The organism is Streptomyces sp. NPDC094147, from assembly GCF_044764265.1.
In the GTDB taxonomy this organism is placed as follows: Bacteria; Actinomycetota; Actinomycetes; order Streptomycetales; family Streptomycetaceae; genus Streptomyces.
The window spans coordinates 701,349-727,627 of the sequence record NZ_JBIWHT010000001.1; the positions used below are offsets into that span (position 1 = coordinate 701,349).

Genomic DNA, 26,279 nt, shown 5'->3' on the forward strand with positions numbered 1-26,279 from the left:
CTGCCGCCATCTGCGAGCGTCCCGCACGGAGCGTGATGGGGGAAGGGGGCTTGCTCCGTTGGGGCGCCGGGTCGGCCTGGATTACCGGTGGTGCACGGTGAGTCTGGAGTGCAGGGAGCGGGCCGCCGCGTCGGTGAGCGAGGCGATCTGGTCGACGATCACGCGCTTCTTCGTGCGGTCGTCGTCGGCCTCGTCGTACAGCGCGCGGAACTGCGGGTCCAGGCCTTCGAAGGGGGCCCGCGCGGTCAGCGCGTCGGCGAGCTCGGCGAGGACGGTGCGCTGGTCGGCTCGGAGCCTTTCCTGTTCGTCGCGCTGCATCACGTAGCGGTCGGCGACGGCCTTCAGCACGGCGCATTCGGTGCGCGTCTCGCGCGGGACGACCAGCTCCGCCCCGTACCGCATCAGGTGCCCGGAGCCGAACGCGGCGCGGGTGGCGCCCTCGGCGGCCAGGCAGAACCGGCCGATGAGCTGGCTGGTGGCGTCCTTGAGGCGGGCCTGGGCGACCGCCGAGCCGTCGTAGCCGCGCGGCCACCACTCCCGCTGGACCAGCCGCTCCAGAGCCTCGGTCAGCTCCTGCGGATCGGTGTCCCGCGGTACGTATCTGCCGATCGCCACCCGCCAGATGGCGGCCCGCTCGGTCTCGGAGAAGAGGGCGCGGGGGTCGATGTGGCCGGCGTGCAGTCCGTCCTCGAAGTCGTGCACCGAGTACGCCACGTCGTCGGACCAGTCCATGACCTGGGCCTCGAAGCATGTGCGGTAGGGCATGGCGCCCTCCCGGACCCATTCGAAGACCGGCAGGTCGTCCTCGTAGACCCCGAACTTCACCGAGGTCTCGTCGGTGGGGTGGCCGCCGCGCGCCCAGGGGTACTTGGTGGCGGCGTCCAGGGCGGCCCGGGTGAGGTTGAGGCCGACGCTGACGGGTTTTCCGGTGACCGAGGAGCGCACGAAGCGCTTCGGTTCGATGCGGGTGAGCAGGCGCAGTGACTGGGCGTTGCCCTCGAAGCCGCCGATGTCCTTGGCGAAGTCGTTGAGCGCCTGCTCGCCGTTGTGCCCGAACGGCGGGTGGCCCATGTCGTGGGCGAGGCAGGCGGCCTCGACCAGGTCCGGGTCGCAGCCGAGGGCGGCGCCCAGCTCGCGGCCGACCTGGGCGCACTCCAGCGAGTGCGTGAGGCGGGTGCGCGGGCTGGCGTCCCAGACCTGACTGCGAGAGCCCGGGGTGACGACCTGGGTCTTGCCGGACAGGCGGCGCAGTGCCCCCGAGTGCAGCACGCGCGCGCGGTCGCGCTGGAAGGCGGTGCGGCCGGGCCGCTTGTCGGGCTCGGCGGCCCACCGCTCAGTGTCGGCCTCGGCGTAGAACTCCATGCACCGACAGTAAACGGAGTCACTGACAAGCGGACTCAAGCGGCCGTCGAGGCCGGCCTTTCCAGCCGCGCTCGGGCCACGCCGCGGACCGAACTTCGGGCCGCCCCGAGACCGCTTCTCGGGCCGTGCTTCCCTGCCGCTGCTCAGGCCGGGACGAGCGCCGTGCCGCGGAGCATCGGCGCGGCCGGCCGCGCCAGCGCCTCCTCGTACCGGTGCAGGACGAGCCTGGCCATGGCCGGATGCGCACCCAGGGGGGCGGCGGCGAGCCACGGCGCCTTTGCCGCGCTCTGGGCCGCGAAACATCCCGGCGCGGTGAAGTACGAGGCGATGGCGACCCGGTTTCTGCCGCGCGCGGCGAGTGCGCGCAGCGCCTCGGGCACGGTGGGCGATGCGGCAGAGGCGTACGCGGGCAGCACCGGAACGCCGCCCAGGCGTTCGCTCAGCAGCCGGGCGGTGCGCCGGGTGTCGGCGGCCGAGTCCGGGTCGCGGGATCCGGCGGCGGCCAGCACGACCCCGGCGCCGCGTACCGTCCGGGCGTCGAGGTGCCAGCCCGCCTCCACGAGCCGCCCGTACAGCGCCTCGACGAGCAGCGGGTGCGGGCCGAGCGGGGCCGCCGTCCACGTCCGCAGATGGCTGCCCGCGGTGGCGAGGGCCCCGGGGATGTCGTGCTTGACGTGGTGGCCCCGGCCGAGCAGCAGCGGCACGACGACGGCCGCTCCGCGCAGCCCGGCCAGCGTGTCGGTGAGCAGCGGGCGGTCGATCTCGATGTGGCCGAGGCGGACGTCGAGGCCCGGCCGCAATTCGCGGACCCGCTCCAGGAGCGCGGTGACCGTCCGCAGCGCGCCGGGGTCGCGGCTGCCGTGCGCGACGGCGACGAGGGCGGGGCGGCCGGTGGGGGGCATGGGGGCGCGGGTTCCGTTCAGTCGTACGCGGCTGAGCTGACTGCCCAGTTGGGCCGTGATGCGGGTGAGGAGCTGCGCGGTGGTGTCGAGCGGCAGGGACTGGCTCGTCTCCGTCTGCGCATGGGACCGATCCGTCTCCGTCATGGACCGATCCTGCCGGGCGCACGTTGCCGGGCCGTTGCGCGCCGGTGACAGGTGTTTTCCATGGCCTCACGGGGGCGGCGGGCCGGGGGTGCGGACGTGGTCATGTCACAGAGCTGTACGGATGCGGGCGGTGCGGCGAACCGGCGTGGGTGGCCGCCGCGTCCGTCCCGTCGTACACCCACGGAGATCACCAGGGGGAACCGAAGTGCCGCGCATCCGACTGAAGCGACCGTGTCTGCCGCGCACCCGGGCCGGCCGGCGACGGCTCGTGCAGGCCGTCGTGGCCGGGTGCGTGCTCGCGCTCGCGCCCGCCACCTGGATGTACGCGACCACCGGCGACCGGATCGGCACGGTGGCCGACGCTCCGGCGTCCGGGGTCGCCGTGGTGTTCGGGGCCGGCCTGTGGGAGGGCAAGCCGTCGCCGTACCTCGCCAACCGCCTTGACGCGGCTGTGCAGTTGTACCGTGCGGGCAAGGTGAAGGCGGTCCTGGTCACCGGGGACAACGGCCGCGCCGAGTACGACGAGCCCGACGCGATGCGCGCCTATCTCGTCCAGCACGGGGTGCCGGACCGGCGCGTGGTCAGCGATTTCGCGGGGTTCGACACCTGGGACTCCTGCGCGCGGGCCAAGCGGATCTTCGGCGTGGACCGGGCCGTCCTGGTGAGCCAGGGCTTCCACATCCGGCGCGCGGTCGCGCTGTGCGAGGCCGCGGGTGTCACGTCGTACGGCGTCGGCGTCGCTGCCGCGCACGACGCGACCTGGTACTACGGCGGGGTACGGGAGGTGTTCGCCGCGGGGAAGGCCGCGGTGGACGCGGTGTTCCAGCCCGATCCGACCTTCCTCGGACCGAAGGAGCCCGGCGTCGCCCGCGCGCTGGCGGGCTGAGAGCCTGCGTCCAGCCCCGCCGGGACGCACCCTCACCGGGCCGCGGTGGCCGGGATGAGGCCGCCGCACCCGGCGCGTAACCGCCGGTGGGCGCGGGCGTAACACGGCCGTCCCAGACTGGCGGGATGCTCCTGGACTCCCCCGCCGCCGCGACCGCCACCCACTGCCCGTACTGCTCGCTCCAGTGCGGCATGGGGCTGCGGGCCGCACCCGGCGCGGACGGGGGGCTCGAAGTGGTCGAGCGCGACTTCCCGGTGAACCGGGGCGCGCTCTGCGGCAAGGGGCGCACCGCGCCCGCGCTGCTCTCCCCAGGGGCCCGGCTGACCGGGCCGCTGATCCGCCGCCCCGCCACCGGCCGGCTCGAACCGGCCGGCTGGGAGGAGGCCCTGGGTCTGGTCGCCGGGCGGCTCGGCTCCGTACGGCGGGAGTACGGGGCCGACGCGGTCGGGGTGTTCGGCGGCGGCGGGCTGACCAATGAGAAGGCGTACGCGCTGGGGAAGTTCGCCCGGGTGGTGCTCGGGACCTCGCAGATCGACTACAACGGGCGGTTCTGCATGTCGTCGGCGGCCGCCGCCCACCAGCGGGCGTTCGGTGTGGACCGGGGGCTGCCGTTCCCGCTGGCGGACGTGGCGCGGACCGGCTGTGTGATCCTGGCGGGCTCGAACCTCGCCGAGACCATGCCGCCCGCGCTGCGGTATCTGCGGGAACTGCGGGAGAACGGCGGCAAGTTGATCGTCGTCGACCCGCGCCGCACGAAGACCGCCGAGCAGGCCGATCTGCATCTGGCCCCCCGCCCCGGCACCGACCTCGCCCTCGCGCTCGGCCTGCTGCACCTGGTGGTGGCCGAGGGTCGCGTGGACGAGGAGTTCATACGGGAGCGGACGGCGGGCTGGGAGGCGGCGCGGGCCGGGGTGATGGCGCACTGGCCGGAGCTGGTGGAGCGGATGACGGGGGTGCCGGTGCCCCAACTCCGGGAAGCGGCAGCCATGTTCTGCGCCGCGCCGGACGGGATGGTGCTGACCGCGCGCGGCGCCGAGCAGCACGCCAAGGGCACCGACACGGTCGGCGCGTGGATCAACTTCTGCCTCGCGACCGGCCGGGCCGGGCGCCCGCTGTCCGGGTACGGCTGTCTGACCGGCCAGGGCAACGGGCAGGGCGGCCGCGAACACGGCCAGAAGGCCGACCAGTTGCCCGGCTACCGCAAGCTCACCGACCCGGCGGCGCGGGCCCATGTGGCCGGGGTGTGGGGCGTCGACCCGGACGCGCTGCCGGGGCCGGGACGCAGCGCCTACGAGCTGCTCGACGCGCTGGGCGGCGAGGTGAAGGCGCTGCTCGTCATGGGGTCGAACCCGGTGGTGTCGGCGCCGCACGCGTCCCATGTGGAGGGCAGGCTGCGGGAGTTGGACTTCCTGGCCGTCGCGGACGTGGTGCTCTCGGAGACCGCCGAGCTCGCGGACGTGGTGCTTCCGGTGACGCAGTGGGCGGAGGAGACGGGCACGACGACCAATCTGGAGGGGCGGGTGCTGCTCCGCCGGGCCGCCCTGACACCACCGGTGGGCGTACGCAGCGACCTTGAGGTGCTCAACTCCCTTGCCGAGTCGCTCGGTTCGGACTCGGCGGCGAAGGGGTTCCCGGTCGATCCGGAGGAGGTGTTCGAGGAGCTGCGGCAGGCCTCGGCGGGCGGGGCGGCGGACTACTCGGGCATCAGCTACGCCCGGATCGAGGCCGAGGACGGGGTGTTCTGGCCGTGCCCCGGGGAAGGGCATCCCGGCACGCCCCGGCTCTTCCTCGACCGGTTCGCGACCGAGGACGGCCGGGCCAGGTTCGTGGAGGTCGTACACCGGGGCCCGGACGAGGAGACCGACGCCGACTACCCGGTGGTGCTCACCACGGGCCGGGTCCTCGCCCAGTACCAGTCGGGCGCGCAGACGAGGCGGGTGGCCGAACTCAACGCGGCCGCGCCCGGCGCCTTCGTCGAGCTGCATCCGCTGCTCGCGGCCCGGGTCGGGGTGGCCGACGGCGATCCGGTGACGGTGACCTCCCGGCGCGGCCGGGCCACGGCCCCGGCCAGGGTCACCGCCGCCATCCGTTCGGACACGGTGTTCATGCCGTTCCACTGGGCGGGCGAGGGCCGGGCCAACAACCTGACGAACCCGGCCCTCGACCCGGTCTCGAAGATGCCCGAGTTCAAGGTGTGCGCGGTACGCGTGGAGCGGGCGGAGTGAGCCAGTCGCCGCCGGGGATCGGGGTGCCTCTCGCCCACAGTTCGCGAGCGAGACGGGGCGCGGCCAGATAGGTCAGGCACCGTACGCGGCGCCCCTCGGCCAGCACCTCGCGCACCAGCCGGTCGTAGGTGTTGCGGGGGTGGCCGGGGCCGAGGTATCCCTCCAACTCATCGAGTGCGGCGAGGAGTTCGGCGTGATCGGCGGGGTCGACCTCGATGAGGGTGCCGGTGATCGTGCCGTCCCCCGCTATGGCGTACGGATAGCCGGGGCCGTCGTACAGGAGGGCGCCGGTGAGCAGCGCCGGGCGCTCGGACACCGTACGGCCGTCCAGGAAGCGCCGGTAGTAGCGCTGGCCGGGACGGAGCGTGCCGTACACGAAGAAGGGCAGCGGGGGCTCGGCGGCGGGGCTCATCCGGCGGCCGTCCCGGCCGTGCTCCAGGTCGGTCGGGCGGCGGCGCCCGCCTCCGTCGGCACGGTCGGCGGTTCGGACGATGACACGGCTTCCTCCCTCGGTCATACGGCCGAGTCCGGCCGGGATGTGCAGAGTCCTCCGGCCGGGCCCTTGGTCCCGAACCCGCCGGCTGGGGCGGAGCGTACGCACGGCTGTTACGTGTTGTCCCGGTTTCCGTGATGATGCGTTCCTAGTGTCGAGGGACGCGGCCCGAATCCCGGCCGTCCTCCCGACCCCGGCACTCCATCATGATCCAGACCTTCCGGATTCTCCGCGCGGCCGCCGTCGCGGGCGTCGTCGCGTTCGGCATCGCCGCGGTGGCGCTCGCCGCGTCCGGCTGCGGCACGCGGTCCGGCCTCGAAGAGGGCGGCCGCGCCTCCACGGTCGCCCTCCAGCCGCGGCCCCAGCAGCTGTGGCCCGACTGGTACGAGAACGATGTGAAGCGCAACGGCCTGATGGCGTCCGGACAGGCGGACCCGCCCTCGCCGCTCACCGAGGCGCTGAAGGTGCCGAAGGACGGGCTGCGCGGCATGGACCCGATGGAGATCATCAAGGCAGACCCGCGTGCCAAGAGCCTCGCCCGGCTGCCCATGATCGACCGCCCGGGACGGCCCGGACTCCGCCCGCCGGTCCTGCACGACCTGACGGGCCGCGACGGCTCGCCGGAGCTGATCATCTCGGCGGACCTGGAGAACCACCGCACGGTCGTGATCGTCTACACGGTCCGGGACGCGAGGGTCGTCCCGATCCTGCTCACCGGCGGCAGCCGCCTGGCCGTGGAGGCCGTCGGCACCGACCTGGTGACGCGCGGCGCGGCGGACGACGGCGCGGAACAGGCGGTCCGCTACCGCTGGGACGGGGTGCGGCTGTCACCGGTGAGCGACATCAAGACGTACAAGGAGATAGGGCCGAGGCCCCCGGGCACCCCGGGCGCGGCGGACGAAGGCGGAACCCCGGAGCCGCGCAGGACTCCCGGCCCGGCGAGGACGGGCGGCCCGAAGACGCCGAGGACCACCTCGTGACCCCCGCTCCCCGCCCCCGCCGCATGCTCAGCCGCGCCCGCGCCCTGACCCGGGGCCTCAGCCTGCGCTGGAAGATCGCCGCGCTCCTGGCGATCGGCTGCGCCCTGGTGGCCGTCACCATCGGCCTCCTCATCCACCAGTCCCGCACCGCCCAAGTCGCCTCGACGGCCCGCGAATCGGCCACCGCCCAGCTCATCCGCGTACGTCAGCTGTACGAGCTGACCGGCCAGGTCGACCGCGGGGACACGGAGGCCGCCATCGACCACCCGGAGCTGCCCGAGCCGCTGCGGAAGTCCGCGCACGCCGGGCGGCGCAGCACCTATCTGGACCTGGAGGGTCCGCGCCCGGCCGTGTGGGCCGCGCGGCCCGTGGGCGACCGGGTGCTCTCGGTACGGCAGCCGCTGGACGCCCAGCGGGACGAACTCCACGAGCTGGACAGCCAGTTGGTGGCGTGGGGCGCCGTCGTGGTCGGTCTCGCGGCGCTCGGCGGCGCCGGGCTCGCCAGCCGGCTGAGCCGTGAACTGCGCACCGCCGCGGCCACCGCGCGCCGGATCAGCCGGGGCGAACTCGACGCCAGGATCGGCCAGTCGGACCCGGTCGGACGGCAGGACGAGGTGGCGGAGCTGGCCTGCGCGGTCGACACGATGGCCGCGTCGCTGCAACGACGCCTGGAGGCCGAGCAGCGCTTCACCGCGGACGTCGCGCACGAGCTGCGCACCCCGCTGACCGGGCTGCACACCGCCGCCGAGCTGCTGCCGCCGAGCCGCCCGACCGAGCTGGTGCGCGACCGGGTCGCGGCGCTGCGCACCCTGACCGAGGACCTCCTTGAGGTCGCCCGGCTCGACGCGAACGCGGAGCAGCCCCACCTGGAGGTCCTGCCGCTGGACGCGACGGTGGAGGGGATACTCCAACGGTGCGGGATGGCCGTGGAGTTGGCGTACCCGGAGCGGGCCCTGTGCGGCCCCGAGGGCGCCGACGCAACGGACGGGTCCGCCGGCACCGGCCGCCCGGACACCCTGGTCCGCACCGACGCGCGCCGCCTCGAACGGATCGTGGCCAACCTCGTCGCCAACGCCAGGCGGCACGGTTCCGGCCCGGTCGAGGTGGCCGTGGACGGCACCTCGGTCAGCGTCCGGGACCACGGCCCCGGGTTCCCCGAATGCCTGCTGCGGGACGGCCCGCAGCGCTTTGTGACGGGCGTCCAGGAGCGCGGCCAGGGCACGGGGCTCGGACTGACCATCGCGACGGGCCAGGCACAGGTCATCGGCGCCCGGGTCGCGCTGCGCAACGCGGCGGACGGCGGCGCGCTGGCCGTGGTCACCCTGCCCGCCGCCTGACGGCTTCCGCCCGGGTCGCTCAACCTGCGTACGGGCGGGCCTTCTTGGCGTCCCGCAGCGCCTGCGCCCACCAGGCCACCTGGTCCAGCATCTTCTTCACGGCGGCGTCGGCCTGCGAGGGCTCGCGGTGCTCGCCGTCCTCGTCGAAGAGGCCGTGCGCGTTGTGGAAGCTGACCGTGTCCCGGACGGTGACGGCATGCATCTCGGCGAACACCTGGCGCAGCTGCTCGACCGCCCGCAGGCCGCCGGAGATCCCGCCGTACGAGACGAAGCCGACCGGCTTGGCCTGCCACTGGACGAAGTGCCAGTCGATGAGGTTCTTGACCGAGGCGGGGAAGGAGTGGTTGTACTCCGGGGTGAGCACGACGAAGGCGTCCGCGTCCGCCAACTTCGGTGTGATGACGGAGAGTTGGGCCGCTACCGCGGGGGACGGGTGGTGCGAGATGGCGGTCGGCAGCTCGGCCTCGGCGAGGTCGAGCACCTCGATGTCGAGCCCGGCGTGCTCGCGGGCCCGGGAGAGGAACCAGTCGGCGACGACCGGTGCGAACCGGCCCTCGCGGTTGGAGGCGACGATGACGGTGACCTTGAGAGCAGCCTGCTCGGCTGTGGTGATGTCCATGCCGAGAAGCTTCCAACCTCAAGCCTGGTTGAGGTCAAGCCCGGCCGACGGCGAACTATCTTGAAGCCCATGACACTTCCGTACGTCGAGATCGACGGCCGCCCCGCCGACGCCGAGAACCTCCTCGTCCCCGCGCTGACCGGTGGCTACGGACACTTCACCGCCATGCAGGTGCGCGGCGGGCGGGTCCGCGGCCTCGCCCATCACCTCACCCGCCTCGACCGGGCCACCCGCGAACTGTTCGGCCCGGCCCTCGACGGCGAACGCGTCCGCTCCCTGGTGCGGCAGGCACTCACCGCCTGCGGCCGGTCCGACGCGGCGGTACGGGTCTCTGTGTACGGCCCCGCCGAGGCGCCCACCCCGATGGTCGTCGTGAACGAGCCCGTCGACATGCCGTCCAGCGCCCAGTCCCTGCTCTCGGTGCCGTACGAGCGCCCGGTCGCCCACATCAAGCATCTCGGCGGCTTCGCCCAGGCCTACTACGGCCGCCTCGCCGAACGCCAGGGCTTCACCGAGGCGCTGCTGACCGGACCGGGCGGGGTCGTCGCGGAGGGTGCGATCACCAACATCGCTTTCTGGGACGGCAGTTCAGTGGTCTGGCCGAACCGACCCGCACTGCTCGGCATCACCATGGCGGTACTCGAACCCCGCCTCGCGGAGTACGGCCTGAAGTCGGCCCACCGCGAAGTGACCCTGTCCGCCCTCGACACGTACAGCGCGGCCTTCGTCACCAACTCCCGCGGAATCGCCCCGGTCGGCCGCATCGACGAGCGCGAGTTCGCGGTGGACGCGGAGCTGATGAAGGTGGTGTGGCGCGCCTATGAGGAGGCGCCTTGGGATGTTGTCTGAGACTGGGTGGTGTGGGGGGCGGCCCAACGGCTGACGAGTGACAGGTCGACGGGGGACGACTGCTGCCAACCGTCGGCCTGTCGTCCGACACGGCCGGGCAACCGGGTGGTGATCACCCGTACGGCCCGCCCTCCGTCACCCTTTCGTCCCCCGCCGACGGGCGGCGCAGGCGGTCCCCCAGTTAGGTCGGAGGCAGAAGCCCGATGCCGCGCCGCCCCCGGAGGACCCATGCGTACTGCCCGACTCGTGACCAGTGCCCTGCTGGCGACCGCCACCGTGCTGGGCCCGGCGGGTTCGCTCGCGTACGCCGACAATGAGCAGGGCGGTTCGCTGCGACTCTGGCCGACCAGCGCCTCGCCCGGCACGACGGTGACCGCGAACACCACTGCCTGCGGGTCCGGTTCGCGGGCCAAGGGCGATGCGAACGCGGTGAGCGCGGGCGACTTCCAGATGACGGCCTCCACGCACAAGGACGTGCTCGCCGGGCAGTTCCAGGTGCCGTCGCACGCCCGCGCGGGAAGCTTCCGGATCAGCGTGAGCTGCGAGAACGGCAAGTCCGTCGAGGCGCAGCTGACGGTCACCGGCGGTGGCGACCGCGATACGCGGGGCCGGGACAGCAAGAGCGGGTGGGGGAACGACCCACGGGACCACGACAAGTCCTGGTCCGGCAACGACCAGCGAGATCACGACAAGGGCGGGTCGGGCAACGACCAGCGGGAGCACGACAAGTCCTGGTCCGGCAACGACCAGTGGGAGCACGACAAGGGCGGGTGGGGGAACGACCCGCGGGGTCATGTGAGGACCGGGGTCGGCGGCAGCATCGGCCCCGACACCACCGAGATCGCGGCGGGCGTGGCGGTTCTGGCCGTGGCCGCCGTGGGCGGCACCTGGCTGCTGCGTCGCCGGGCGAGCGGCGCGCAGGGCCGGGGCTGACCGCCCTTGTCGGCCCAGAGCGCACGGCGCAGCGCGGGCTGGCTGATGGTGACCGCCGCGTTCGTCGGCCTCTGGCTGATCGAGCGGGGCTTCGAGTCCGAGGAGCCTCCGCAGCCGTCGGCGGCCGAGGCGTTCGCGGCGGGCCCGGCGGGTCCCGCGGGCCCGGCGTCGGGCCGTACCGGACCGGCAGCCGAGGCCCCGGCCGGGTCCGCGGTCGGATCCCCGCCGGCCGACGGCCTGCCGCCCTCCGAACCCGTACGCATCAAGATCCCCGCGATCCGCGTCGACGCGCCCGTGATGGGGCTCGGGCTCGGCCCCGACCACAGCCTGGAGGTGCCGCCGCCGGGGAACACGAATATGGCGGGCTGGTACAAGAACGGCACCGCGCCGGGCGTCCGGGGCACCTCCGTGATGGCGGGCCACGTCGACGACTCGCGCGGCCCCGCCGTCTTCTACGCGCTCGGTGCGCTGAAGAAGGGCAACCGGGTGGAGGTGGTGCGCAAGGACGGGCGGACCGCGGTGTTCGGCGTGGACGCGATCGAGGTGTACGAGAGCGACGCGTTCCCGGACGCCAAGGTGTACGGGGCCGCCGCGCGCCCGGAGCTGCGGCTGATCACCTGCGGCGGCGGCTTCTCGAAGAAGACCGGCTACCGAGGCAACGTGGTCGTCTTCGCCCACCTGACCGGAGCAACCGAGCCGCCGGCGCTCTAAGGGGCGCATGGAGGTCCGGCAAGGGCAGCGCCCCAAAAGGGCGCGGGGAACTGCGCGACCAGCCACGTACGCCCCGCAGCCGACCAGCCCACCCACACACCCTGCCAGGCACCACACACTCAAGGGGCGCGAGGAACTGCGCGACCAACCACACACGCCCCGCAGCCAACCAGCCCACCCACACACCCTGCCAGGCACCACACACTCAAGGGGCGCGAGGAACTGCGCGACCAGCCACGTACGCCCCGCAGCCAACCAGCCCACCCACACACCCAGCGAGACACCACACACTCAAGGGGCGCGAGGAACTGCGCGACCAGCCACGTACGGCCCGCACCAAAACAGCCCCCCAGCCGCCCCCCCCCAGCGGAGCGACTACGCGTTCCACTGGTCGAAGGCCAGCTTCGCGACCAGCGAGAAGACGACGACGAGCAGCACCCCGCGGACGAACTCGCTTCCCTTCCTCAGCGCCATCCGCGCCCCCAGCATGCCGCCCGCGAGGTTGAACACCGCCATGATCGCGGCCAGTTGCCACATCACATTGCCCTGGTAGGAGAACATCGCGAGCGCACCCGCGTTGGTGCAGACGTTCACGATCTTCGCCGTGGCACTCGCGGTCACCAGGTCGAGGTGGAGCACGGCGGTGAGCGCGAGGACCAGGAAGGTTCCCGTACCCGGCCCGAAGAGCCCGTCGTAGAGACCGATGCCCCCGCCGACGAGGACGATCGCGGTGACGGTACGGGCCCGCGTGACGGTCTGCCCACCAGCCCCCGTACCGAACGCGGGCTTGAGCATGACGAACGCGGCGACGCCGACCAGGACGACGAGGATCACCGGCCGCAGCACCGCGCTGCTGATGCCGGCCGCGAAGAACGCGCCGGTCATGGACCCCGCGAGCGCCGCGAGCCCGATCCGTACCGCCGTCTTCACCTTCACCGGCGCCTTGCGCGCGTACGTCACGGCGGCGCCCGAGGTGCCGACGATGGAGACGGCCTTGTTGGTGCCGAGGATGTGCGCGGCCGGGACGTGCGGCAGGCCGAGCAGCAGGGCGGGCAGCAGGAGCAGTCCGCCGCCGCCGACCACCGCGTCGATCCAGCCGGCCGCCCCCGCGGCAAGGCAGAGCACGATGAGCATGGTCAGCGATATGTCAGGCATGATCGCGACCCTAAGGAGCGGCGAGCGGAGGCGTCCATTACTTTCTGGATGCTTGAGCCAGATCAGAGCTTGCGGCCGCGGGGGTCCGGTCGGGGCCGCCCGCCAGGAGCAGCACCCTGCGGCGGGTGCGGCGGGTGCGGCGGGGTGCAGTCACCGCGCCGAACGGGCCGGTGGCGAGGACCCGGGTGAGGATGGGCCGACCACCGGACAAGGCACCCCTCACACCCCGCTCCCCACCCCGCTGAGCTCAAGGTTCCCCGGTGGAAATCGGCGGGATGCGGCCGGGTAACAGCCGCCGCGCACGCTGGGCACATGAGTACGGACATCGTGGTGATCGGCGGCGGCACAGCGGGTGCCCGCCTGGCCCGGCATGTCCCGGTGACCGTCATCGGCGAGGAGACCCACGCACCGTACAACCGGGTGCTCCTCGCGGAGGTGCTCGCCGGACGGTACGGGCCCGAGGTGATCGCGCTGCCCCCGGTGCCGGTGCGGCGCGGCGTACGGGCAGTGCGGATCGACCGCGCCGCCCGCGTGGTGCACTGCGACGACGGCGGCGCGGTGCCGTACGGGCGCCTGGTCCTGGCGACCGGCTCGAACCCGGTGCTGCCCCCGCTCAGGGGCCTGCGCGAGGGCCGTCTGCCCGACGGCGTGCACCCTTTCCGCACCCTGGACGACGCGCTCGCCCTGCGCGAGAAGGCCGGCGAGGGCACTCCCGCGGTGGTCATCGGCGGCGGGCTGCTCGGCGTGATGGCCGCACGGGCGCTCGCCGAGCGCGGCGCGCAGGTCGTACTCGCCCAGCAGGGCGAGCGGCTGATGGAGCGTCAGCTGGACGCGGCCGCATCGGCCCTCGTCCGAAGCCACCTCGAAGCGCTCGGCGTGGAGGTGCACACCGAGTGCCGGGTGCGCGGTCTGACCGGGCCCGGCGGCACCGATGTCGAGCTCGCCGACGGATTCGTGCTGGCCGCCGAGCTCGTCGTGCTGGCCTGCGGGGTCCGCCCCCGCACCGGTCTCGCGCTGGCCGCCGGGCTCGACGTACGCCACGGCGTGGTCGTGGACGACGAGCTGCGCACCTCCGATCCGTACATCCACGCCGTCGGCGACTGCGCCGAGCACCGCGGCTCGGTGTACGGGCTCGCGGGCCCGGCGCTCGAACAGGCCGACGCGCTCGGCGAGTTGCTCGCCACCGGGCGCGGCCGCTACCCCGGCACCCGCGGTCTGACCCGGCTCACCCTGGGCGGACCGCGCCCGCTGGACCTCGCCGCGTTCGGCGAGCCCACGCCCCGCCCCGGCGACGACGTGGCCCAGCTCGCGGACGCGACCCGGGGCGCCTACCGCAAGGTCGTCGTGCGCGGCGGCCGCCTCGTCGGGGGCGTGCTCCTCGGCGATCTCGGCGCGGTCGGGGCGCTCGCCCGGACCTGGGAGGGCGACGAGCCCCTACCGGACGCACCCCTGCTCCACCTGCTCACCCACGACGGAGGTTCCTGACGTGCCCACCGAACACCTTTCCACGATCGTGGTCGTCGGCCACGGCATGGTCGGCCAGCGCTTCCTGGAGGCGCTCGCCGAGCGCGGCGCGACCGGGCGGGCCCGGGTGGTCGTGCTGTGCGAGGAGCCCCGCCCCGCCTACGACCGGGTCCGCCTCACCTCGTACTTCGAGGGGACCACGCCCGACGAACTCAGCCTGGTACCCGACGACTTCATGCGCCGGAACGGCATAGAGCTGTATGTGGACGACCCGGCCGAGTCCGTCGACCGGGCCGCGCGCACGGTCACCGCACGCTCCGGCCGGACCTTCTCCTACGACACGCTCGTCCTGGCCACCGGCTCCTACCCGTTCGTGCCGCCGGTGCCCGGCAAGGACGCCGACGGCTGTTTCGTGTACCGCACGATCGAGGACCTGCTCGCCATCGAGGAGTACGCGAAGACCGCGACGACCGGCGCGGTGGTCGGCGGCGGGCTGCTCGGTCTGGAGGCGGCCGGCGCGCTGCGCGGGATCGGCCTGGACACGCACATCGTGGAGTTCGCGCCCCGGCTGATGCCGGTGCAGGTGGACGAGGGCGGCGGGGCCGCGCTGCTGCGCACCATCGAGAACATGGGCCTCACCGTGCACACGGGTGTCGGTACGCAGGAGATCACCGCCGATGACGAGGGCCGCGTCAATGGAATGACGCTCTCTGACAGCTCGCATCTCTCGACCGACCTGGTGGTCTTCTCGGCCGGTGTCCGCCCCCGCGACCAGCTGGCCCGCGACTGCGGGCTCGCGGTGGGCGAGCGCGGCGGCATCGTCGTCGACGAGCGGTGCAGGACCGAGGACCCCTCGGTGTTCGCGATCGGCGAGTGCGCGCTGGCGGCCGACGGCCGGGTGTACGGCCTGGTCGCGCCCGGCTACGAGATGGCGGAGACGGCCGCCGACGCGATCACCGCGAGCGCCGGACGGGCTTTCACCGGGGCCGACTTGTCGACCAAGCTCAAGCTGCTCGGCGTCGACGTGGCATCGTTCGGCGACGCGCACGGCACGGCCGAGGGCTGCCTTGACGTGGTCTACTCCGACTCGCGTTCGGGGATCTACAAGAAGCTGGTGATGTCGGCCGAGGGCACCCTGCTCGGCGGCGTCCTGGTCGGCGACGCGGACGCGTACAGCATGCTGCGCCCGCTGACCGGGCACGTTCCGCCGGTCTCCGCCGAGCAGCTGGTCCTTCCGGCGGGTCTTGGCGCACCGGCCGCACTCGGCCCGGACGCGCTGCCCGACGACGCGGTCATCTGCTCCTGCCACAACGTCACCAAGGGCGCCATCACCGCCTGCTCGACGCTGCCCGAGGTCAAGCGGTGCACCAAGGCCGGTACCGGCTGCGGCAGTTGCGTCAAGACCATCGGGCTGCTGCTTCCCCGGTCCGGCGACGGCGGGCTGTGCGGCTGCTTCGCGCAGAGCCGCCAGGAGCTGTACGAGATCGCGCTCACCCTGCGCCTCACCTCGTTCACCGAACTCCTCGACGGACACGGGCGCGAGGCGGCGAAGGGCGGTGAGGGCTGCGAGATCTGCAAGCCCGCCGTCGCCTCGATCCTGGCCGCCCTCGGGAACGGCCACATCCTGGACGGCGAGCAGGCGGCCCTCCAGGACACCAACGACCACTTCCTGGCCAACTTGCAGCGCAACGGCTCCTATTCGATCGTGCCCCGAGTCCCGGGCGGCGAGATCACCCCCGAGAAGCTCATCGTGATCGGCGAGGTGGCCCGGGACTTCGGCCTCTACACGAAGATCACCGGCGGTCAGCGCATCGACCTCTTCGGCGCCCGGGTCGACCAACTCCCGTCCATCTGGACCCGGTTGGTGGACGCCGGTTTCGAATCGGGGCACGCGTACGGGAAGGCGCTGCGGACGGTCAAGTCGTGCGTGGGGCAGACCTGGTGCCGCTACGGGGTGCAGGATTCGGTGCGGATGGCGATCGACCTGGAGCTGCGCTACCGGGGTCTGCGCTCGCCGCACAAGCTGAAGTCGGCGGTCTCCGGCTGCGCCCGCGAGTGCGCCGAGGCCCAGTCGAAGGACTTCGGCGTGATCGCCACCGCCAACGGCTGGAACCTGTACGTCGGCGGCAACGGCGGCGCGAGCCCGCGCCACGCCGATCTGCTGGCGCAGGACCTCAACGATGACGAACTGGTCCGGCTGATCGACAGATTCCTGATGTTCTACATCCGCACCGCCGACCGCCTGGAGCGCACCTCGGTCTGGCTGGAGCGGATCGAGGGCGGCCTCGGCCACATCAAGGACGTGGTCGTGCACGACTCGCTCGGCATCTGCGCCGAGCTGGAGGCCCTGATGGCCGCGCACGTGGCGGGCTATCGCGACGAGTGGGCCGAGACCCTGGACGACCCGGAGCGCCTCGCCCGCTTCGTGTCCTTCGTCAACGCGCCCGGCACGCCCGACCCCTCGGTCCGGTTCGTCCCCGAGCGCGACCAGATCAAGCCCGAACTCCCCCTCCTCACCCTGGGAGCCACCCGATGACCACGCTCCAACTCAAGCTGGACGAAGGCTGGTTCGCGGTCTGCGAGGCCGCCCGGCTCACCCCCGGCCGGGGCGTCGCGGCCCTGCTCCCGGACGGCCGGCAGGCCGCCGTCTTCACCGACCGCCGCGGCCGTACGTACGCGATCGACAACCGCGACCCGTTCACCGGCGCCTATGTCCTCTCGCGCGGCCTGATCGGCGCGACCCCGGAGGGCCGCCCCTATGTCGCCTCGCCGCTCCTCAAACACCGCTTCGACCTGGAAACCGGACGGTGCCTGGACGACGACGCACAGGCCGTCGAGGTGTACTTGACCGATCGTTCCAATTGAATCTACTGTCCTGTCCGTGGCCAGGACCAAGGAATTCGACCCGGACGCCGCGCTGCAGTCAGCCCTGGAGCTGTTCTGGCGGCGCGGCTACGAGGCGACGTCGATGGCGGATCTCGTCGAGCACCTCGGCATCGGCCGCGCCAGCATCTACGCGACGTTCGGCAACAAGCGCGAGCTGTACCTGAAGGCCCTCGACCGCTACGCCGAGCACCGCGATCCCGAACTGCTCACCGAGCTGTCCGGGCCCGGCCCCGCACTGCCCGCCGTGCGCGCGGTCGTGCGGCGCTTCGCCCACGAGTCGACGGCCTGCGAATCCCGCCTGACCGGCTGTTTCGTCACCAACACCGCCGCCGAGCTGGGCCCGCACGACACCGCGGCGACCCGCCGGGTCGAGCTCAGCTGGGAGCACATGGAGACCTTGCTGCACTCGGCGCTCGCGCGGGCCCAGGCCCAGGGCGAGCTGGCGGCGGACCGCGATCCGCGCGGGCTGGCCCGGACGCTGCTCGTGTCCCTCCAGGGCATGCGGGTGGTCGGCAAGGCGTCCGGCGACCCGGGCCGCGTGCGGGACGCGGCCGAACAGATCCTGACCCTGCTCGACTGACCACCGGCCCGCCGGGCGGATCACCGCCCCCTGCTCATTTCCATGCCTTCATAACAGAACGATTGGTCAAGAATCATGTCTGTTCGTTTCGACCGCAGGACCGTTCTCGTCACGGGTGCCGGCTCCGGTCTCGGCCGGGCCGTCGCGCTCGCCTTCGCCGCCGAGGGAGCCCGGGTCGCCGTGGCCGGGCGCACGGCCTCGACCCTCGCCCAGACGGTCGCCCTGATCGAGGAAGCGGGCGGCACGGCGACCGCGTTCACCGCCGATGTGTCCGACTCCGCCGCCGTACGCGCGCTGGTGGCCGCCGTGGTCGAACGGTTCGGCTCGCTCGATGTGGCGGTCAACAACGCCGGTGTCTTCCGTGGCGGTGCCCCCGTCGTTGAACTGTCGGACGACGACTGGCAGACGCTGATGTCCGTCAATGTCACCGGTGTCCTCCACGCACTCCAGGCGGAGATCGCCCAGATGCGCACCCAGGAGTCCGGCGGCGCCATCGTCAACATCGCCTCCAACATCGGCGCCCACCGGCGCCGCCCGGGGCTGGCCGCGTACGCCGCGTCCAAGGCCGCCGTCAGCGCCCTGAGCAGGGGCGCCGCCCTCGACCACATCCAGGACGGCGTGCGGATCAACGCGGTGAGCCCGGGACCCGTCGACACCACGATGTCGCTGCTGCCCGGCGAGACCGAGGCCGAGCGCGCGGTCCGCATGAAGGAGGCCGCGCCGCTCGGCCGGGTGTCCACCACGGCCGAGGCCGCCGCCGCCGTGCTGTACCTGGCCTCCGACGACGCCGCCTCGGTCGTCGGGACGGACCTGGTCATCGACGGCGGCGCCTCCGCCTGACCCGCGCGCCCCCGCTTCCCCGCCCTGCTCACCCGCCATACCGAGCGGTACGGTGGGTCCATGACTCAGGGCTGGAGTGCTCAGGACATCCCCGATCAGAGCGGCCGCACGGCCGTCGTCACCGGGGCGAACAGCGGCATCGGTCTGGTCACGGCGCGCGAGCTGGCCCGCCGTGGCGCACGGGTGGTGCTCGCCTGTCGCAGCGAGGCGCGCGGCAAGGAGGCCGAGGACCGCATCACCAGCGAAGTCCCGGGCGCGGAGGCCGAGTTCAGGCGGCTCGACCTGGCCGACCTCGGCTCGGTACGGGAGTTCGCGGCGGCACTCCCGTACGAGCGGATCGATCTGCTCGTCAACAACGCCGGCGTGATGGCGCTCCCGTACCGCAAGACCGCCGACGGGTTCGAGACGCAGTTCGGCGTCAACCACCTCGGGCACTTCGCGCTGACCGGGCTGCTGCTCCCCCGGCTGCGGGCGGCCGGGGCGGCGCGGGTGGTGAGCGTGTCCAGCGGGCTGCACGCGCTGGCCGACATCGACCTCGGCGACCTCAACAGCGAGCGCCGCTACCGGCGCTGGGTCGCCTACGGCCGGTCCAAGACCGCCAACCTGCTCTTCATCCACGAGCTGGCGCGGCGGCTGCGGGCGGAGGGCTCGGACGTCGTCGCGGCGGCCGCGCACCCCGGCTATGCCGCGACCAACCTCCAGACGCAGGGCGTACGGATGGAGGGCCGCAGGGCCGCCGAGCGGCTCGCCGGGCTCGGCAACCGCGTCATCGCCCAGCCCGCCGAGGCCGGGGCGCTGCCCACGCTGTACGCGGCGACCGCGCCCGGGGTGCGGCCCGACTCGTTCACGGGCCCGTCGCTGTTCATGTGGCGCGGCGCGCCCGCCAGGTCCTGGCGGGCCAAGTGGACGCTGGACGACGTCGCCGGTGAACGCCTGTGGGTGGCTTCCGAACAGCTCACCGGCGTGACGTACGCCGCGCCCTGATCCTCAGGCGTTGACCGCGGCCGGGTCCATGTACATGACCTCCCAGTGGTGGCCGTCGGGGTCCAGGAAGGAACGGCCGTACATGGGCCCCTGCTCCATGGTGTCGTTGGCGGGCGAGCCGCCGGAGGCCAGCGCGGTGTCGACCAGGCGGTCGACGTCCTGACGGCTGTCCGCGCTGAGGCAGACGATCGACTCGACGGTGGTCGCGGTGTCGGCGATCTGCCGCTTCGTGAAGCCCTTGAAGAAGGGCTCGGTCAGCAGCATGGCGTAGATGGTGTCGCTGATGACCAGACAGCCGGCGTTCTCGTCGGTGAACTGGGGGTTGAAGGAGTAGCCCAGCTTCCCGAAGAACTCCTTCGAGCGGTCCAGGTCCTTCACCGGCAGATTCACGAAGATCATGGTGGGCATGAGGCGCTCCCTCGTACGTGGTGGCGTTGCTTACGAGGGGTAGACGGCGGCCCGCAGGAAAACTCATCGCCGCGCCCGGGTTTGTTTTTCGGGCGCCCGCAGAGGTCCCCCGGCGGTGCACCCGAGGCCCCGGGACGGCACGCCCGTCAAGATCTCGTATAGATGCGGAGAACGGCCGCCAAGGTCGCGCCAAGGCGGGATGGCAGGCGTCGGCGCGGGCCGCACGCTGGGGCGCATGCTCACCACGTCGAAGGCCGTCGTCAGCGACGCGGCCCCCGAAGAACCTCCCGGAGCCGGCGCCACCGACCGGACCCGGCTCACCGCCACCCAGGGCCTCGCCGCGCTCTCCCTCGACGCGATGGCCTCCGTGGCGTACGGGCCGGAGGCCATCGTCCTGGTCCTGGCCGCGGCCGGTGCGTACGGGCTCGGCTTCACCCTTCCCGTCACGCTCGCCATCGCCGGCCTGCTCGCGGTGCTGGTCGCCTCCTACCGCCAGGTCATCGCGGCCTTCCCGAACGGCGGCGGCTCCTACGCCGTGGCCCGCCGCCATCTGGGCGCCCGCACCGGCCTGGTCGCCGCCGCCTCGCTGATCCTCGACTACGTCCTGAACGTGGCCGTGTCCGTGACGGCCGGTGTGGCCGCGCTGACCTCCGCCTTCCCCGGCCTCTACGGCGACCGGCTGCTCATCTGCCTCGGTGTGCTCGTCCTGGTCACCGCCGTCAATCTGCGCGGAATCGTGGACTCGGCGAAGGCCTTCATCATCCCGACCGCCGTCTTCATCGCCTCGATCCTCGCGATCGTCGTCGTCGGTCTGTTCCGGTCGGCCCCCGCCTCCACGTACACCGCCGACGGGCACGCCTCCGTCCTCGCGGGCAACGCCACCAGTGTCGGCGCGCTGCTGCTGCTCAAGGCCTTCGCGTCCGGCTGTTCCGCGCTGACCGGTGTCGAGGCCGTCGCCAACGCCGTGCCGTCCTTCCGCGCCCCCGCCGCCAAGCGCGCCCAGCGCACCGAGGTGGCCCTCGGCGCACTGCTCGGGGTCATGCTGATCGGGCTTTCCGTGCTCATCGGCCGCTTCCACCTCCAGCCGGTCGAGGGCGTCACCGTGCTCGCCCAGCTCGCGGACGCCTCCCTCGGCCACAACTGGGCCTTCTACGTGGTGCAGTTCGCCACCGTCGTCCTGCTCGCGCTGGCCGCGAACACCTCCTTCGGCGGGCTGCCCGTCCTCATGTCGCTGCTCGCCCGCGACAACTACCTGCCGCACGTCTTCGGCCTCAAGGCCGACCGGCAGGTGCACCGGCACGGCGTCCTCGCCCTCGCCGCCGTCTCCGCGGCGCTCCTGGTCTTCTCCGGCGGCGACACCAACACCCTGGTCCCGCTCTTCGCGATCGGCGTCTTCGTCGGCTTCACCATCTGCCAGACCGGCATGGTGATCCACTGGCGCCTGGAACGCTCCCCCGGCTGGCAGTGGAAGGCCCTGCTCAACGGCTTCGGCGCCGTCCTCACCGGCATCTCGGCGGTCGTGGTCACCGCCACCAAGTTCACCGAGGGCGCCTGGCTGATCGTCGTCGCGCTGCCGCTGATCGTGCTCGCCTTCGAGGCCGTGCACCGGGCGTACGGGCGGATCGGCGAGCGGCTCGGCCTCGGCCGGGTGCCCGAACCGCCGCGCCGCGACCGGTCGTTGGTGATCGTGCCGGTCTCTCACCTGTCCCGGCTGACCTGCGAGGCGCTGAACGCCGCGGTGTCCCTGGGCGACGAGGTGCGGGCCGTGACCGTCAGCCACCCCGACGAGGAGGACCGGCGCGCCACCGAGGCGCTGCGCCGCGACTGGGAGCTGTGGAACCCGGGGGTGGAACTGGTCGAGCTGACCTCCCCGCACCGCACGCTCGGCCGCCCCGTCGCCGACTATGTGAGCCGTGTCCACACCTACCACCCGCGCACCCGCGTCACCGTGCTGATACCGGAGGTGGAGCCCGCGCACATCTGGCAGCGGGTGCTCCAGAACCAGCGCGGCGCGGTACTGGCCCACGCCGTCCGCAAGGACACCGACGCGGTGATCTGCCGCCTGCGCTTCCGGCTCGGCCCGCCGGCCAACCGCGGCGAGGCCTGACCACCCGGGCGCCGGGCCCGGCATGCCGACACAACGCCGCAATATCGCTGTCGTAATCCCGCTGCATGGTTGATCGTTGAGCCGTACAGCGGGATGACGAACAGGGGGCGTACGCCATGACGATCAGCCGTCGGACACTGCTCGGCACCGGGGCCGCACTCGGCCTGCTCACCGCGTGCGGCTCCAACACCGGCCGGGACAAGGGAAGTTCGCCGGACGGGAAGGTCAGCCTCGACCACTGGTACCACCAGTACGGGGAGCCCGGCACCGAGGCCGCCGTCCGCCGGTACGCGGCCGCGTACGACAAGGCGAAGGTCACCCTCCAGTGGCGGCCCGGCAATTACGACCAGCAGACCGCCGCCGCGCTGCTCACCTCCTCCGGCCCGGACGTCTTCGAGGTCAACGGGCCGACCCTGGACCAGATCCAGGGCGGCCAGGTCGCCGATCTCACCACCCTGTTCGACGGGGTGAAGGACGACTTCAACCCGGCCGTGCTCGCGCCGAAGACGTACGGCGGGAAGATCTGGGGCATCCCGCAGGTCATCGACACGCAGCTGCTCTACTACCGCAAGAGCCTCCTCAGGGAGGCGGGTGTCCAGCCGCCCGGCACGCTGGACGAACTCGTCGACGCGGCCAAGGCGTTGACGCGCAACCAGGTCAAGGGGCTCTTCCTCGGCAACGACGGCGGGGCCGGCGTGCTCGGCGGTACGCCGCTGTACGCGGCCGGGCTGAGCCTGGTCACCGCAGACGGCAGGGCGGGCTTCGACGACCCGGCCGCCGCCCGCACCCTCGGCAAGCTGCACCGGCTGTACGCCGACAAGTCGCTGCTGCTCGGCGCGCCCACCGACTGGTCGGACCCTTCGGCGTTCGTCCAGGGGCTCACGGCGATGCAGTGGTCGGGGCTGTGGGCGCTGCCCGCCGTGCAGAAGGCCCTCGGCGACGACTTCGGGGTGCTGCCCTTCCCCAAGGACGGGCCGAGCGGAAAGCCCTCGGTCCCGGTCGGCGCGTACGCGGCCGCGGTGTCCACCCGCTCGAAGCACCAGGCCGAGGCGAAGGCCTACCTGAAGTGGCTATGGGTGGAACGGACCGACTTCCAGGAGGACTTCGCGCTCTCCTACGGCTTCCACATCCCGGCCCGGCTCTCGCTCGCCAAGAAGGCGGCCAAGCTGCGGCAGGGCGCGGCGGCCGACGTGGTGAAGTACGCGACGGACGACGGCTACGCGCAGCCCCTGCTGTGGACGCCGACGCTTCAGACCGCCTACCAGGACGCGCTGAGCCGGATCATCAAGGACGGCGCCAGCCCTGACAGCGAGTTGAAATCCGTCATCCGAAAGACCAATGACGAACTTCAGCGGGTGAAGAAGCGCTGACAGAGGACAGCTGACAGTCATGCGTAGACGGATTTCGGACAACACCCTCTGGTTCTGGATCTTCGTCGGCCCCTTCGCCGCCGGGCTCGCCCTCTTCACCTACGTCCCGCTGCTGTGGAGCGTCTACCTCAGCTTCTTCGACGCCCACAACACGGTCTCGCCCACCGACTTCGTGGGCTTCGACAACTACACGGCGATGCTCCGCGACGGCGCGTTCACCTCCAGCCTGGCCACGTTCGCGGTGTTCTCGCTGTTCATCGTGCCCGCGACCTACGCGCTGGCGCTCTCCCTCGCGCTGATGGTGAACCGGACCCGCCGCTTCCAGGCCTTCTTCCGCTCGGTGTTCTTCCTGCCCGCGGCCTGCTCGTACGTAGTCGCCACGCTGATCTGGAAGTTGTCGATCTTCAACGGCGTGCGGTTCGGGCTCGCCAACACCGTGCTCGGATGGTTCGGCGCCGACCAGACGGCCTGGCTCTCCACCACGCACCCGCCCTGGTACTGGCTGGTCATCGTGACCGTACGGCTGTGGCTCCAGGCCGGGTTCTACATGATCCTGTTCCTGGCCGGGCTCCAGCGGATCAGCCCCCGCCTGTACGAGGCGGCGGCGGTCGACGGCGCGCGGCCCGGCTGGCAGGTGTTCCGCCACATCACCTTCCCCCAATTGCGCACCACCTCGATCGCGGTGGTGCTGCTCCTGGTCATCAACGCCTTCCAGGCGTTCGACGAGTTCTACAACCTGCTCTCGGACTCCCGCGGCTATCCGCCCTACGCCCGCCCGCCGCTGGTCTACCTCTACTACACCGCTCTCGGCCAGGGGCAGAACCTGGGGATGGGCAGCGCGGGCGCGGTGATCCTCGCGCTCATCATCGCGGTGGTGACGGTGTTCCAGGCCCGCTGGTTCGGGCTCGGCCGCAAGGAGGCCGACGCATGACCGCACGCCGCGCAGACCCCCGCCCCCGAACCGCACCGCGCCGCACCCGCCCGCCGCTCCCCCGCCCCGGGCCCGACGACGCCCTCGTCCGGGCCGGCCGCGCCCTGCGCGGGGTCGTCCTGGTCGCTCTCGCGCTGCTCTTCCTCGTCCCCTTCTACCTGCTCGTGCGCAACGGACTCTCGACCGAGCAGGACATCACCTCGCCCGGGTGGACGTTCTTCCCGTCCACCCTGCGCTGGTCGAACCTGTGCGAAGTCTTCGCCGACCCGGCCGTCCCGATGGCCCGCTCGCTGCTCAACTCGGCGCTCATCGCCCTCGCCACGACGGTCGGCACCCTGCTGTTCGCCTCGCTCGCGGGGTACGGTCTGGCCCGTATCCCGTACCGCTTCGCCAACCAGGTCTTCTACGTGGTGATCGGCACGCTGATGGTTCCCGCGGCGGTCACGTTCGTACCAAGTTTCGTTCTCGTTTCCTCCCTCGGCTGGGTGTCGAGCCTGCGCGGCCTGATCATCCCCACCCTGTTCTCCGGCTTCGCGTGCTTCGTCTTCCGCCAGTACTTCACAGGATTTCCACGGGAGTTGGAGGATGCGGCCCGCGTCGACGGACTCGGCTATTGGCGTACGTACTGGAGGATCGTCGTCCCCAATGCGCGCCCGGTCTTCGCGGCCGTCGGCACCATTGTGTTCATCGGCGCCTGGAATTCATTTCTGTGGCCGCTGGTCATCGGCCAGGACCGGGACTCCTGGACGGTGCAGGTGGCGCTCTCCACCTTCACCACCGCCCAAGTGGTCAACCTGCACGAGCTGTTCGTCGCCGCCGCCGTGTCGATCGTCCCGCTGGTCCTGGTCTTCCTGCTGCTCCAGCGCTACATCGTGGCCGGCGTGGAGCGCTCGGGGATCGACGACTGACGCCGGTGGGGCCCGCGCGGCGGCGCCCCGCACAGCAGGGCGTTGCCGAGCGGGGTCAGCGTATGCAATACGGAGTTGCCGTGCCGCAGCGTGACCAGGAGGCCGGCGTCGCGCAGGACGCCGGCGTGCTGGCTGGCGGAGGCGAGCGAAACGCCCGCCCTGCGGGCGAGTTCACTGGTGGTGCAGCCGTTACCGATGGACTGGAGCACGCTGGAGCGGGTGTGGCCGACCAGGCGGCCGAGCGAGGAGCCGCGGTCGGGGCCCGGCGGGGACTCGTACGGCGCCTGGGTGTGCGTCACCGGGTAGACGAGCACCGGCGGCAGCTTGGGGTCCTGGAGGGCGACCGGGGTGCGGCGGCAGAAGAACGACGGCTGGAGCAGCAACCCCCGTCCGTCCAGGTGCAGTTCGCGGTCCACCGGGTAGTCGGCCTCCAGGACCGGGGCGCGCCAGCGCAGCATCGGCGGCAGCGAGGCGAGCAGTTCGCCGGCGCCGCCGTCGAGCAGCGCCCGGCCGCGGGCCGCCCGGTCGGCGTCGACGCGGGTCTGTATGTGCGCCCAGTACGGGGAGACGGCCGCCTGGTGATAGGCGCCCAACATGTCGGCCAGGCGCCCGAGTTGACCGCTCGCTCCGTCGGCGAGAGCGGCCGCCCAGCCGTTCGTCGGGCGGCCGCCGGGAAGCCGGGAGAGTTCTTCGTTCAGCCGTTCGGGGCCGGTCGCGCGAATTCGCTCCAGACCGGATTCCAGGGAATGCGGCCCCTGGGGCGGCGTGAGGAAGTCGGGGAAATATCCCCGACACGGAACGATCGCGGAGAGCAATCGGGTTTCTCCGCCCAACCGGGCGCGAGTTTCCTGTCGCCATTCACCGAATACGGTGGCGCCCCGCCGGTCCCTTAAGCGATGAAAGCTGAGAATCGTTTCCCACAGCGTGTCGGGACCCGGTGCCATACGGAGCCGGGCCAGATCCTCGCCGGTGAAATGAATGCGCAGCACGGAAACCCCACTTGTCCAGTGTGTTGCAACTTGTTGCCTTGTGTTGCAGCCGCAATTGATCCCCCGCCCGACTCGACTGAGTATGCCTCCCGTCACTACCCGTGACCACGGGCCTTTCAGCCACAGTTGAAAGGCCTCGCGGACAGGGCCCTGAGGAGGGAAAGCTGTACCTCGTCGGGCACGACACCGAGCCGACCGGAAAGATTCTGCGAAGAC

The 26,279-nt window shown here is 72.3% G+C and carries 24 protein-coding genes; 17 read left to right on the forward strand and 7 right to left on the reverse strand.

Going from position 1 to position 26,279, the window contains the following annotated elements:
- Positions 1-81: 81 nt before the first annotated feature.
- Together ACIQ8J_RS03225 and ACIQ8J_RS03230 are read right to left on the reverse strand one after the other, a co-directional pair.
- Positions 82-1,362 (reverse strand): deoxyguanosinetriphosphate triphosphohydrolase, encoded by a 1,281-nt coding sequence (locus ACIQ8J_RS03225; protein ID WP_403264215.1) that lies wholly within the window; start codon positions 1,360-1,362, stop codon positions 82-84.
- Between the two features lie 143 nt (positions 1,363-1,505).
- On the reverse strand, positions 1,506-2,408 hold the full coding sequence (locus ACIQ8J_RS03230; protein WP_403264216.1) for a sirohydrochlorin chelatase: 903 nt from the start codon (positions 2,406-2,408) through the stop codon (positions 1,506-1,508).
- A gap of 205 nt (positions 2,409-2,613) precedes the next feature.
- Between ACIQ8J_RS03230 and ACIQ8J_RS03235 the strand changes: the two genes are divergently transcribed.
- Together ACIQ8J_RS03235 and ACIQ8J_RS03240 are read left to right on the forward strand one after the other, a co-directional pair.
- Positions 2,614-3,294 carry a vancomycin high temperature exclusion protein gene (locus tag ACIQ8J_RS03235; protein WP_403264217.1) on the forward strand — a complete coding sequence of 227 codons (681 nt, stop codon included), beginning with the start codon at positions 2,614-2,616 and terminating at the stop codon, positions 3,292-3,294.
- Between the two features lie 125 nt (positions 3,295-3,419).
- Positions 3,420-5,519 carry a molybdopterin oxidoreductase family protein gene (locus tag ACIQ8J_RS03240; protein WP_403264219.1) on the forward strand — a complete coding sequence of 700 codons (2,100 nt, stop codon included), beginning with the start codon at positions 3,420-3,422 and terminating at the stop codon, positions 5,517-5,519.
- Here ACIQ8J_RS03240 and ACIQ8J_RS03245 read toward each other — a convergent pair.
- Entirely contained in the window at positions 5,482-6,036 is a 555-nt protein-coding gene (locus ACIQ8J_RS03245; RefSeq protein WP_403264221.1) for a gamma-glutamylcyclotransferase family protein, read from the reverse strand. The two genes, ACIQ8J_RS03240 and ACIQ8J_RS03245, sit on opposite strands and share 38 nt — an antisense overlap.
- 182 nt (positions 6,037-6,218) lie before the next feature.
- Here ACIQ8J_RS03245 and ACIQ8J_RS03250 point away from each other — a divergent pair, with 182 nt between their 5' ends.
- Together ACIQ8J_RS03250 and ACIQ8J_RS03255 are read left to right on the forward strand one after the other, a co-directional pair.
- Positions 6,219-6,992, forward strand: a complete 774-nt coding sequence (locus ACIQ8J_RS03250) for a hypothetical protein (protein ID WP_403264222.1) — start codon at positions 6,219-6,221, stop codon at positions 6,990-6,992.
- Positions 6,989-8,329, forward strand: coding sequence for an ATP-binding protein (locus ACIQ8J_RS03255; protein WP_403264224.1), 1,341 nt, complete (start codon positions 6,989-6,991; stop codon positions 8,327-8,329). The genes ACIQ8J_RS03250 and ACIQ8J_RS03255 overlap by 4 nt, the downstream gene beginning before the upstream one ends.
- 19 nt (positions 8,330-8,348) lie before the next feature.
- Here the strand turns inward: ACIQ8J_RS03255 and ACIQ8J_RS03260 are convergent, their stop codons facing one another.
- Complete coding sequence (locus tag ACIQ8J_RS03260; protein ID WP_403264226.1) at positions 8,349-8,948, reverse strand: NADPH-dependent FMN reductase; 600 nt, start codon at positions 8,946-8,948, stop codon at positions 8,349-8,351.
- Between the two features lie 69 nt (positions 8,949-9,017).
- Between ACIQ8J_RS03260 and ACIQ8J_RS03265 the strand changes: the two genes are divergently transcribed.
- From ACIQ8J_RS03265 to ACIQ8J_RS03275, 3 genes are all read left to right on the forward strand, one after another.
- Entirely contained in the window at positions 9,018-9,797 is a 780-nt protein-coding gene (locus ACIQ8J_RS03265; RefSeq protein ID WP_403264228.1) for an aminotransferase class IV, read from the forward strand.
- A 228-nt stretch (positions 9,798-10,025) separates the two neighbouring features.
- Positions 10,026-10,730: a hypothetical protein gene (locus ACIQ8J_RS03270; protein WP_403264230.1), complete on the forward strand. Its 705-nt coding sequence runs from the start codon at positions 10,026-10,028 to the stop codon at positions 10,728-10,730.
- A 45-nt stretch (positions 10,731-10,775) separates the two neighbouring features.
- Positions 10,776-11,441: a class F sortase gene (locus ACIQ8J_RS03275; RefSeq protein ID WP_403265205.1), complete on the forward strand. Its 666-nt coding sequence runs from the start codon at positions 10,776-10,778 to the stop codon at positions 11,439-11,441.
- 375 nt (positions 11,442-11,816) lie between these two features.
- Here the strand turns inward: ACIQ8J_RS03275 and ACIQ8J_RS03280 are convergent, their stop codons facing one another.
- Positions 11,817-12,596 (reverse strand): sulfite exporter TauE/SafE family protein, encoded by a 780-nt coding sequence (locus tag ACIQ8J_RS03280; protein ID WP_403264232.1) that lies wholly within the window; start codon positions 12,594-12,596, stop codon positions 11,817-11,819.
- 312 nt (positions 12,597-12,908) lie between these two features.
- On the opposite strand from ACIQ8J_RS03280, the gene ACIQ8J_RS03285 reads away from it, so the two are divergent.
- The 6 genes from ACIQ8J_RS03285 (at position 12,909) to ACIQ8J_RS03310 (ending at position 19,350) form a co-directional block, all read left to right on the forward strand.
- Positions 12,909-14,081, forward strand: coding sequence for an NAD(P)/FAD-dependent oxidoreductase (locus ACIQ8J_RS03285; RefSeq protein ID WP_403264234.1), 1,173 nt, complete (start codon positions 12,909-12,911; stop codon positions 14,079-14,081).
- A gap of 46 nt (positions 14,082-14,127) precedes the next feature.
- On the forward strand, positions 14,128-16,596 hold the full coding sequence (gene nirB / locus ACIQ8J_RS03290; RefSeq protein WP_403265208.1) for a nitrite reductase large subunit NirB: 2,469 nt from the start codon (positions 14,128-14,130) through the stop codon (positions 16,594-16,596).
- On the forward strand, positions 16,593-16,925 hold the full coding sequence (gene nirD / locus ACIQ8J_RS03295; RefSeq protein ID WP_403264236.1) for a nitrite reductase small subunit NirD: 333 nt from the start codon (positions 16,593-16,595) through the stop codon (positions 16,923-16,925). Before nirB ends, nirD begins: the two co-directional genes overlap by 4 nt.
- Positions 16,926-16,941: 16 nt before the next feature.
- Complete coding sequence (locus ACIQ8J_RS03300; RefSeq protein WP_403264238.1) at positions 16,942-17,526, forward strand: TetR/AcrR family transcriptional regulator; 585 nt, start codon at positions 16,942-16,944, stop codon at positions 17,524-17,526.
- A gap of 75 nt (positions 17,527-17,601) precedes the next feature.
- The gene (locus ACIQ8J_RS03305; RefSeq protein ID WP_403264240.1) at positions 17,602-18,366 is read left to right on the forward strand and encodes an SDR family NAD(P)-dependent oxidoreductase; all 765 of its coding nucleotides are present in this window, start codon (positions 17,602-17,604) and stop codon (positions 18,364-18,366) included.
- Between the two features lie 60 nt (positions 18,367-18,426).
- The gene (locus tag ACIQ8J_RS03310) at positions 18,427-19,350 is read left to right on the forward strand and encodes an oxidoreductase (RefSeq protein ID WP_403264243.1); all 924 of its coding nucleotides are present in this window, start codon (positions 18,427-18,429) and stop codon (positions 19,348-19,350) included.
- 3 nt (positions 19,351-19,353) lie between these two features.
- Here the strand turns inward: ACIQ8J_RS03310 and ACIQ8J_RS03315 are convergent, their stop codons facing one another.
- Positions 19,354-19,758 carry a VOC family protein gene (locus tag ACIQ8J_RS03315; protein WP_403264245.1) on the reverse strand — a complete coding sequence of 135 codons (405 nt, stop codon included), beginning with the start codon at positions 19,756-19,758 and terminating at the stop codon, positions 19,354-19,356.
- Between the two features lie 235 nt (positions 19,759-19,993).
- Here ACIQ8J_RS03315 and ACIQ8J_RS03320 point away from each other — a divergent pair, with 235 nt between their 5' ends.
- The 4 genes from ACIQ8J_RS03320 to ACIQ8J_RS03335 all read left to right on the forward strand — a co-directional run bounded on the left by ACIQ8J_RS03320 (position 19,994) and on the right by ACIQ8J_RS03335 (position 25,074).
- Positions 19,994-21,865: an APC family permease gene (locus ACIQ8J_RS03320; RefSeq protein WP_403264247.1), complete on the forward strand. Its 1,872-nt coding sequence runs from the start codon at positions 19,994-19,996 to the stop codon at positions 21,863-21,865.
- A 116-nt stretch (positions 21,866-21,981) separates the two neighbouring features.
- On the forward strand, positions 21,982-23,235 hold the full coding sequence (locus tag ACIQ8J_RS03325; RefSeq protein WP_403264249.1) for an ABC transporter substrate-binding protein: 1,254 nt from the start codon (positions 21,982-21,984) through the stop codon (positions 23,233-23,235).
- Between the two features lie 19 nt (positions 23,236-23,254).
- Positions 23,255-24,166, forward strand: coding sequence for a carbohydrate ABC transporter permease (locus ACIQ8J_RS03330; protein WP_403264250.1), 912 nt, complete (start codon positions 23,255-23,257; stop codon positions 24,164-24,166).
- The gene (locus ACIQ8J_RS03335; protein ID WP_403264252.1) at positions 24,163-25,074 is read left to right on the forward strand and encodes a carbohydrate ABC transporter permease; all 912 of its coding nucleotides are present in this window, start codon (positions 24,163-24,165) and stop codon (positions 25,072-25,074) included. Before ACIQ8J_RS03330 ends, ACIQ8J_RS03335 begins: the two co-directional genes overlap by 4 nt.
- Here ACIQ8J_RS03335 and ACIQ8J_RS03340 read toward each other — a convergent pair.
- Complete coding sequence (locus tag ACIQ8J_RS03340; protein ID WP_403264254.1) at positions 25,032-26,063, reverse strand: ArsR/SmtB family transcription factor; 1,032 nt, start codon at positions 26,061-26,063, stop codon at positions 25,032-25,034. The two genes, ACIQ8J_RS03335 and ACIQ8J_RS03340, sit on opposite strands and share 43 nt — an antisense overlap.
- Positions 26,064-26,279: the final 216 nt, after the last annotated feature.

Excerpts from the sequence above, each read along its gene's own strand:
- ACIQ8J_RS03285 (WP_403264234.1), top strand. The coding sequence starts at position 12,909 with ATGAGTACGGACATCGTGGTGATCGGCGGCGGCACAGCGGGTGCCCGC.
- ACIQ8J_RS03260 (WP_403264226.1), bottom strand. The coding sequence starts at position 8,948 with ATGGACATCACCACAGCCGAGCAGGCTGCTCTCAAGGTCACCGTCATC.
- ACIQ8J_RS03240 (WP_403264219.1), top strand. The coding sequence starts at position 3,420 with ATGCTCCTGGACTCCCCCGCCGCCGCGACCGCCACCCACTGCCCGTAC.
- nirD (WP_403264236.1), top strand. The coding sequence starts at position 16,593 with ATGACCACGCTCCAACTCAAGCTGGACGAAGGCTGGTTCGCGGTCTGC.
- ACIQ8J_RS03250 (WP_403264222.1), top strand. The coding sequence starts at position 6,219 with ATGATCCAGACCTTCCGGATTCTCCGCGCGGCCGCCGTCGCGGGCGTC.
- ACIQ8J_RS03225 (WP_403264215.1), bottom strand. The coding sequence starts at position 1,362 with ATGGAGTTCTACGCCGAGGCCGACACTGAGCGGTGGGCCGCCGAGCCC.
- ACIQ8J_RS03335 (WP_403264252.1), top strand. The coding sequence starts at position 24,163 with ATGACCGCACGCCGCGCAGACCCCCGCCCCCGAACCGCACCGCGCCGC.
- ACIQ8J_RS03230 (WP_403264216.1), bottom strand. The coding sequence starts at position 2,408 with ATGACGGAGACGGATCGGTCCCATGCGCAGACGGAGACGAGCCAGTCC.
- ACIQ8J_RS03315 (WP_403264245.1), bottom strand. The coding sequence starts at position 19,758 with ATGCCCACCATGATCTTCGTGAATCTGCCGGTGAAGGACCTGGACCGC.
- ACIQ8J_RS03280 (WP_403264232.1), bottom strand. The coding sequence starts at position 12,596 with ATGCCTGACATATCGCTGACCATGCTCATCGTGCTCTGCCTTGCCGCG.
- ACIQ8J_RS03330 (WP_403264250.1), top strand. The coding sequence starts at position 23,255 with ATGCGTAGACGGATTTCGGACAACACCCTCTGGTTCTGGATCTTCGTC.
- ACIQ8J_RS03265 (WP_403264228.1), top strand. The coding sequence starts at position 9,018 with ATGACACTTCCGTACGTCGAGATCGACGGCCGCCCCGCCGACGCCGAG.
- ACIQ8J_RS03320 (WP_403264247.1), top strand. The coding sequence starts at position 19,994 with ATGCTCACCACGTCGAAGGCCGTCGTCAGCGACGCGGCCCCCGAAGAA.
- ACIQ8J_RS03310 (WP_403264243.1), top strand. The coding sequence starts at position 18,427 with ATGACTCAGGGCTGGAGTGCTCAGGACATCCCCGATCAGAGCGGCCGC.
- ACIQ8J_RS03275 (WP_403265205.1), top strand. The coding sequence starts at position 10,776 with ATGGTGACCGCCGCGTTCGTCGGCCTCTGGCTGATCGAGCGGGGCTTC.
- ACIQ8J_RS03245 (WP_403264221.1), bottom strand. The coding sequence starts at position 6,036 with ATGACCGAGGGAGGAAGCCGTGTCATCGTCCGAACCGCCGACCGTGCC.
- ACIQ8J_RS03325 (WP_403264249.1), top strand. The coding sequence starts at position 21,982 with ATGACGATCAGCCGTCGGACACTGCTCGGCACCGGGGCCGCACTCGGC.
- ACIQ8J_RS03305 (WP_403264240.1), top strand. The coding sequence starts at position 17,602 with ATGTCTGTTCGTTTCGACCGCAGGACCGTTCTCGTCACGGGTGCCGGC.
- nirB (WP_403265208.1), top strand. The coding sequence starts at position 14,128 with ATGGTCGGCCAGCGCTTCCTGGAGGCGCTCGCCGAGCGCGGCGCGACC.
- ACIQ8J_RS03270 (WP_403264230.1), top strand. The coding sequence starts at position 10,026 with ATGCGTACTGCCCGACTCGTGACCAGTGCCCTGCTGGCGACCGCCACC.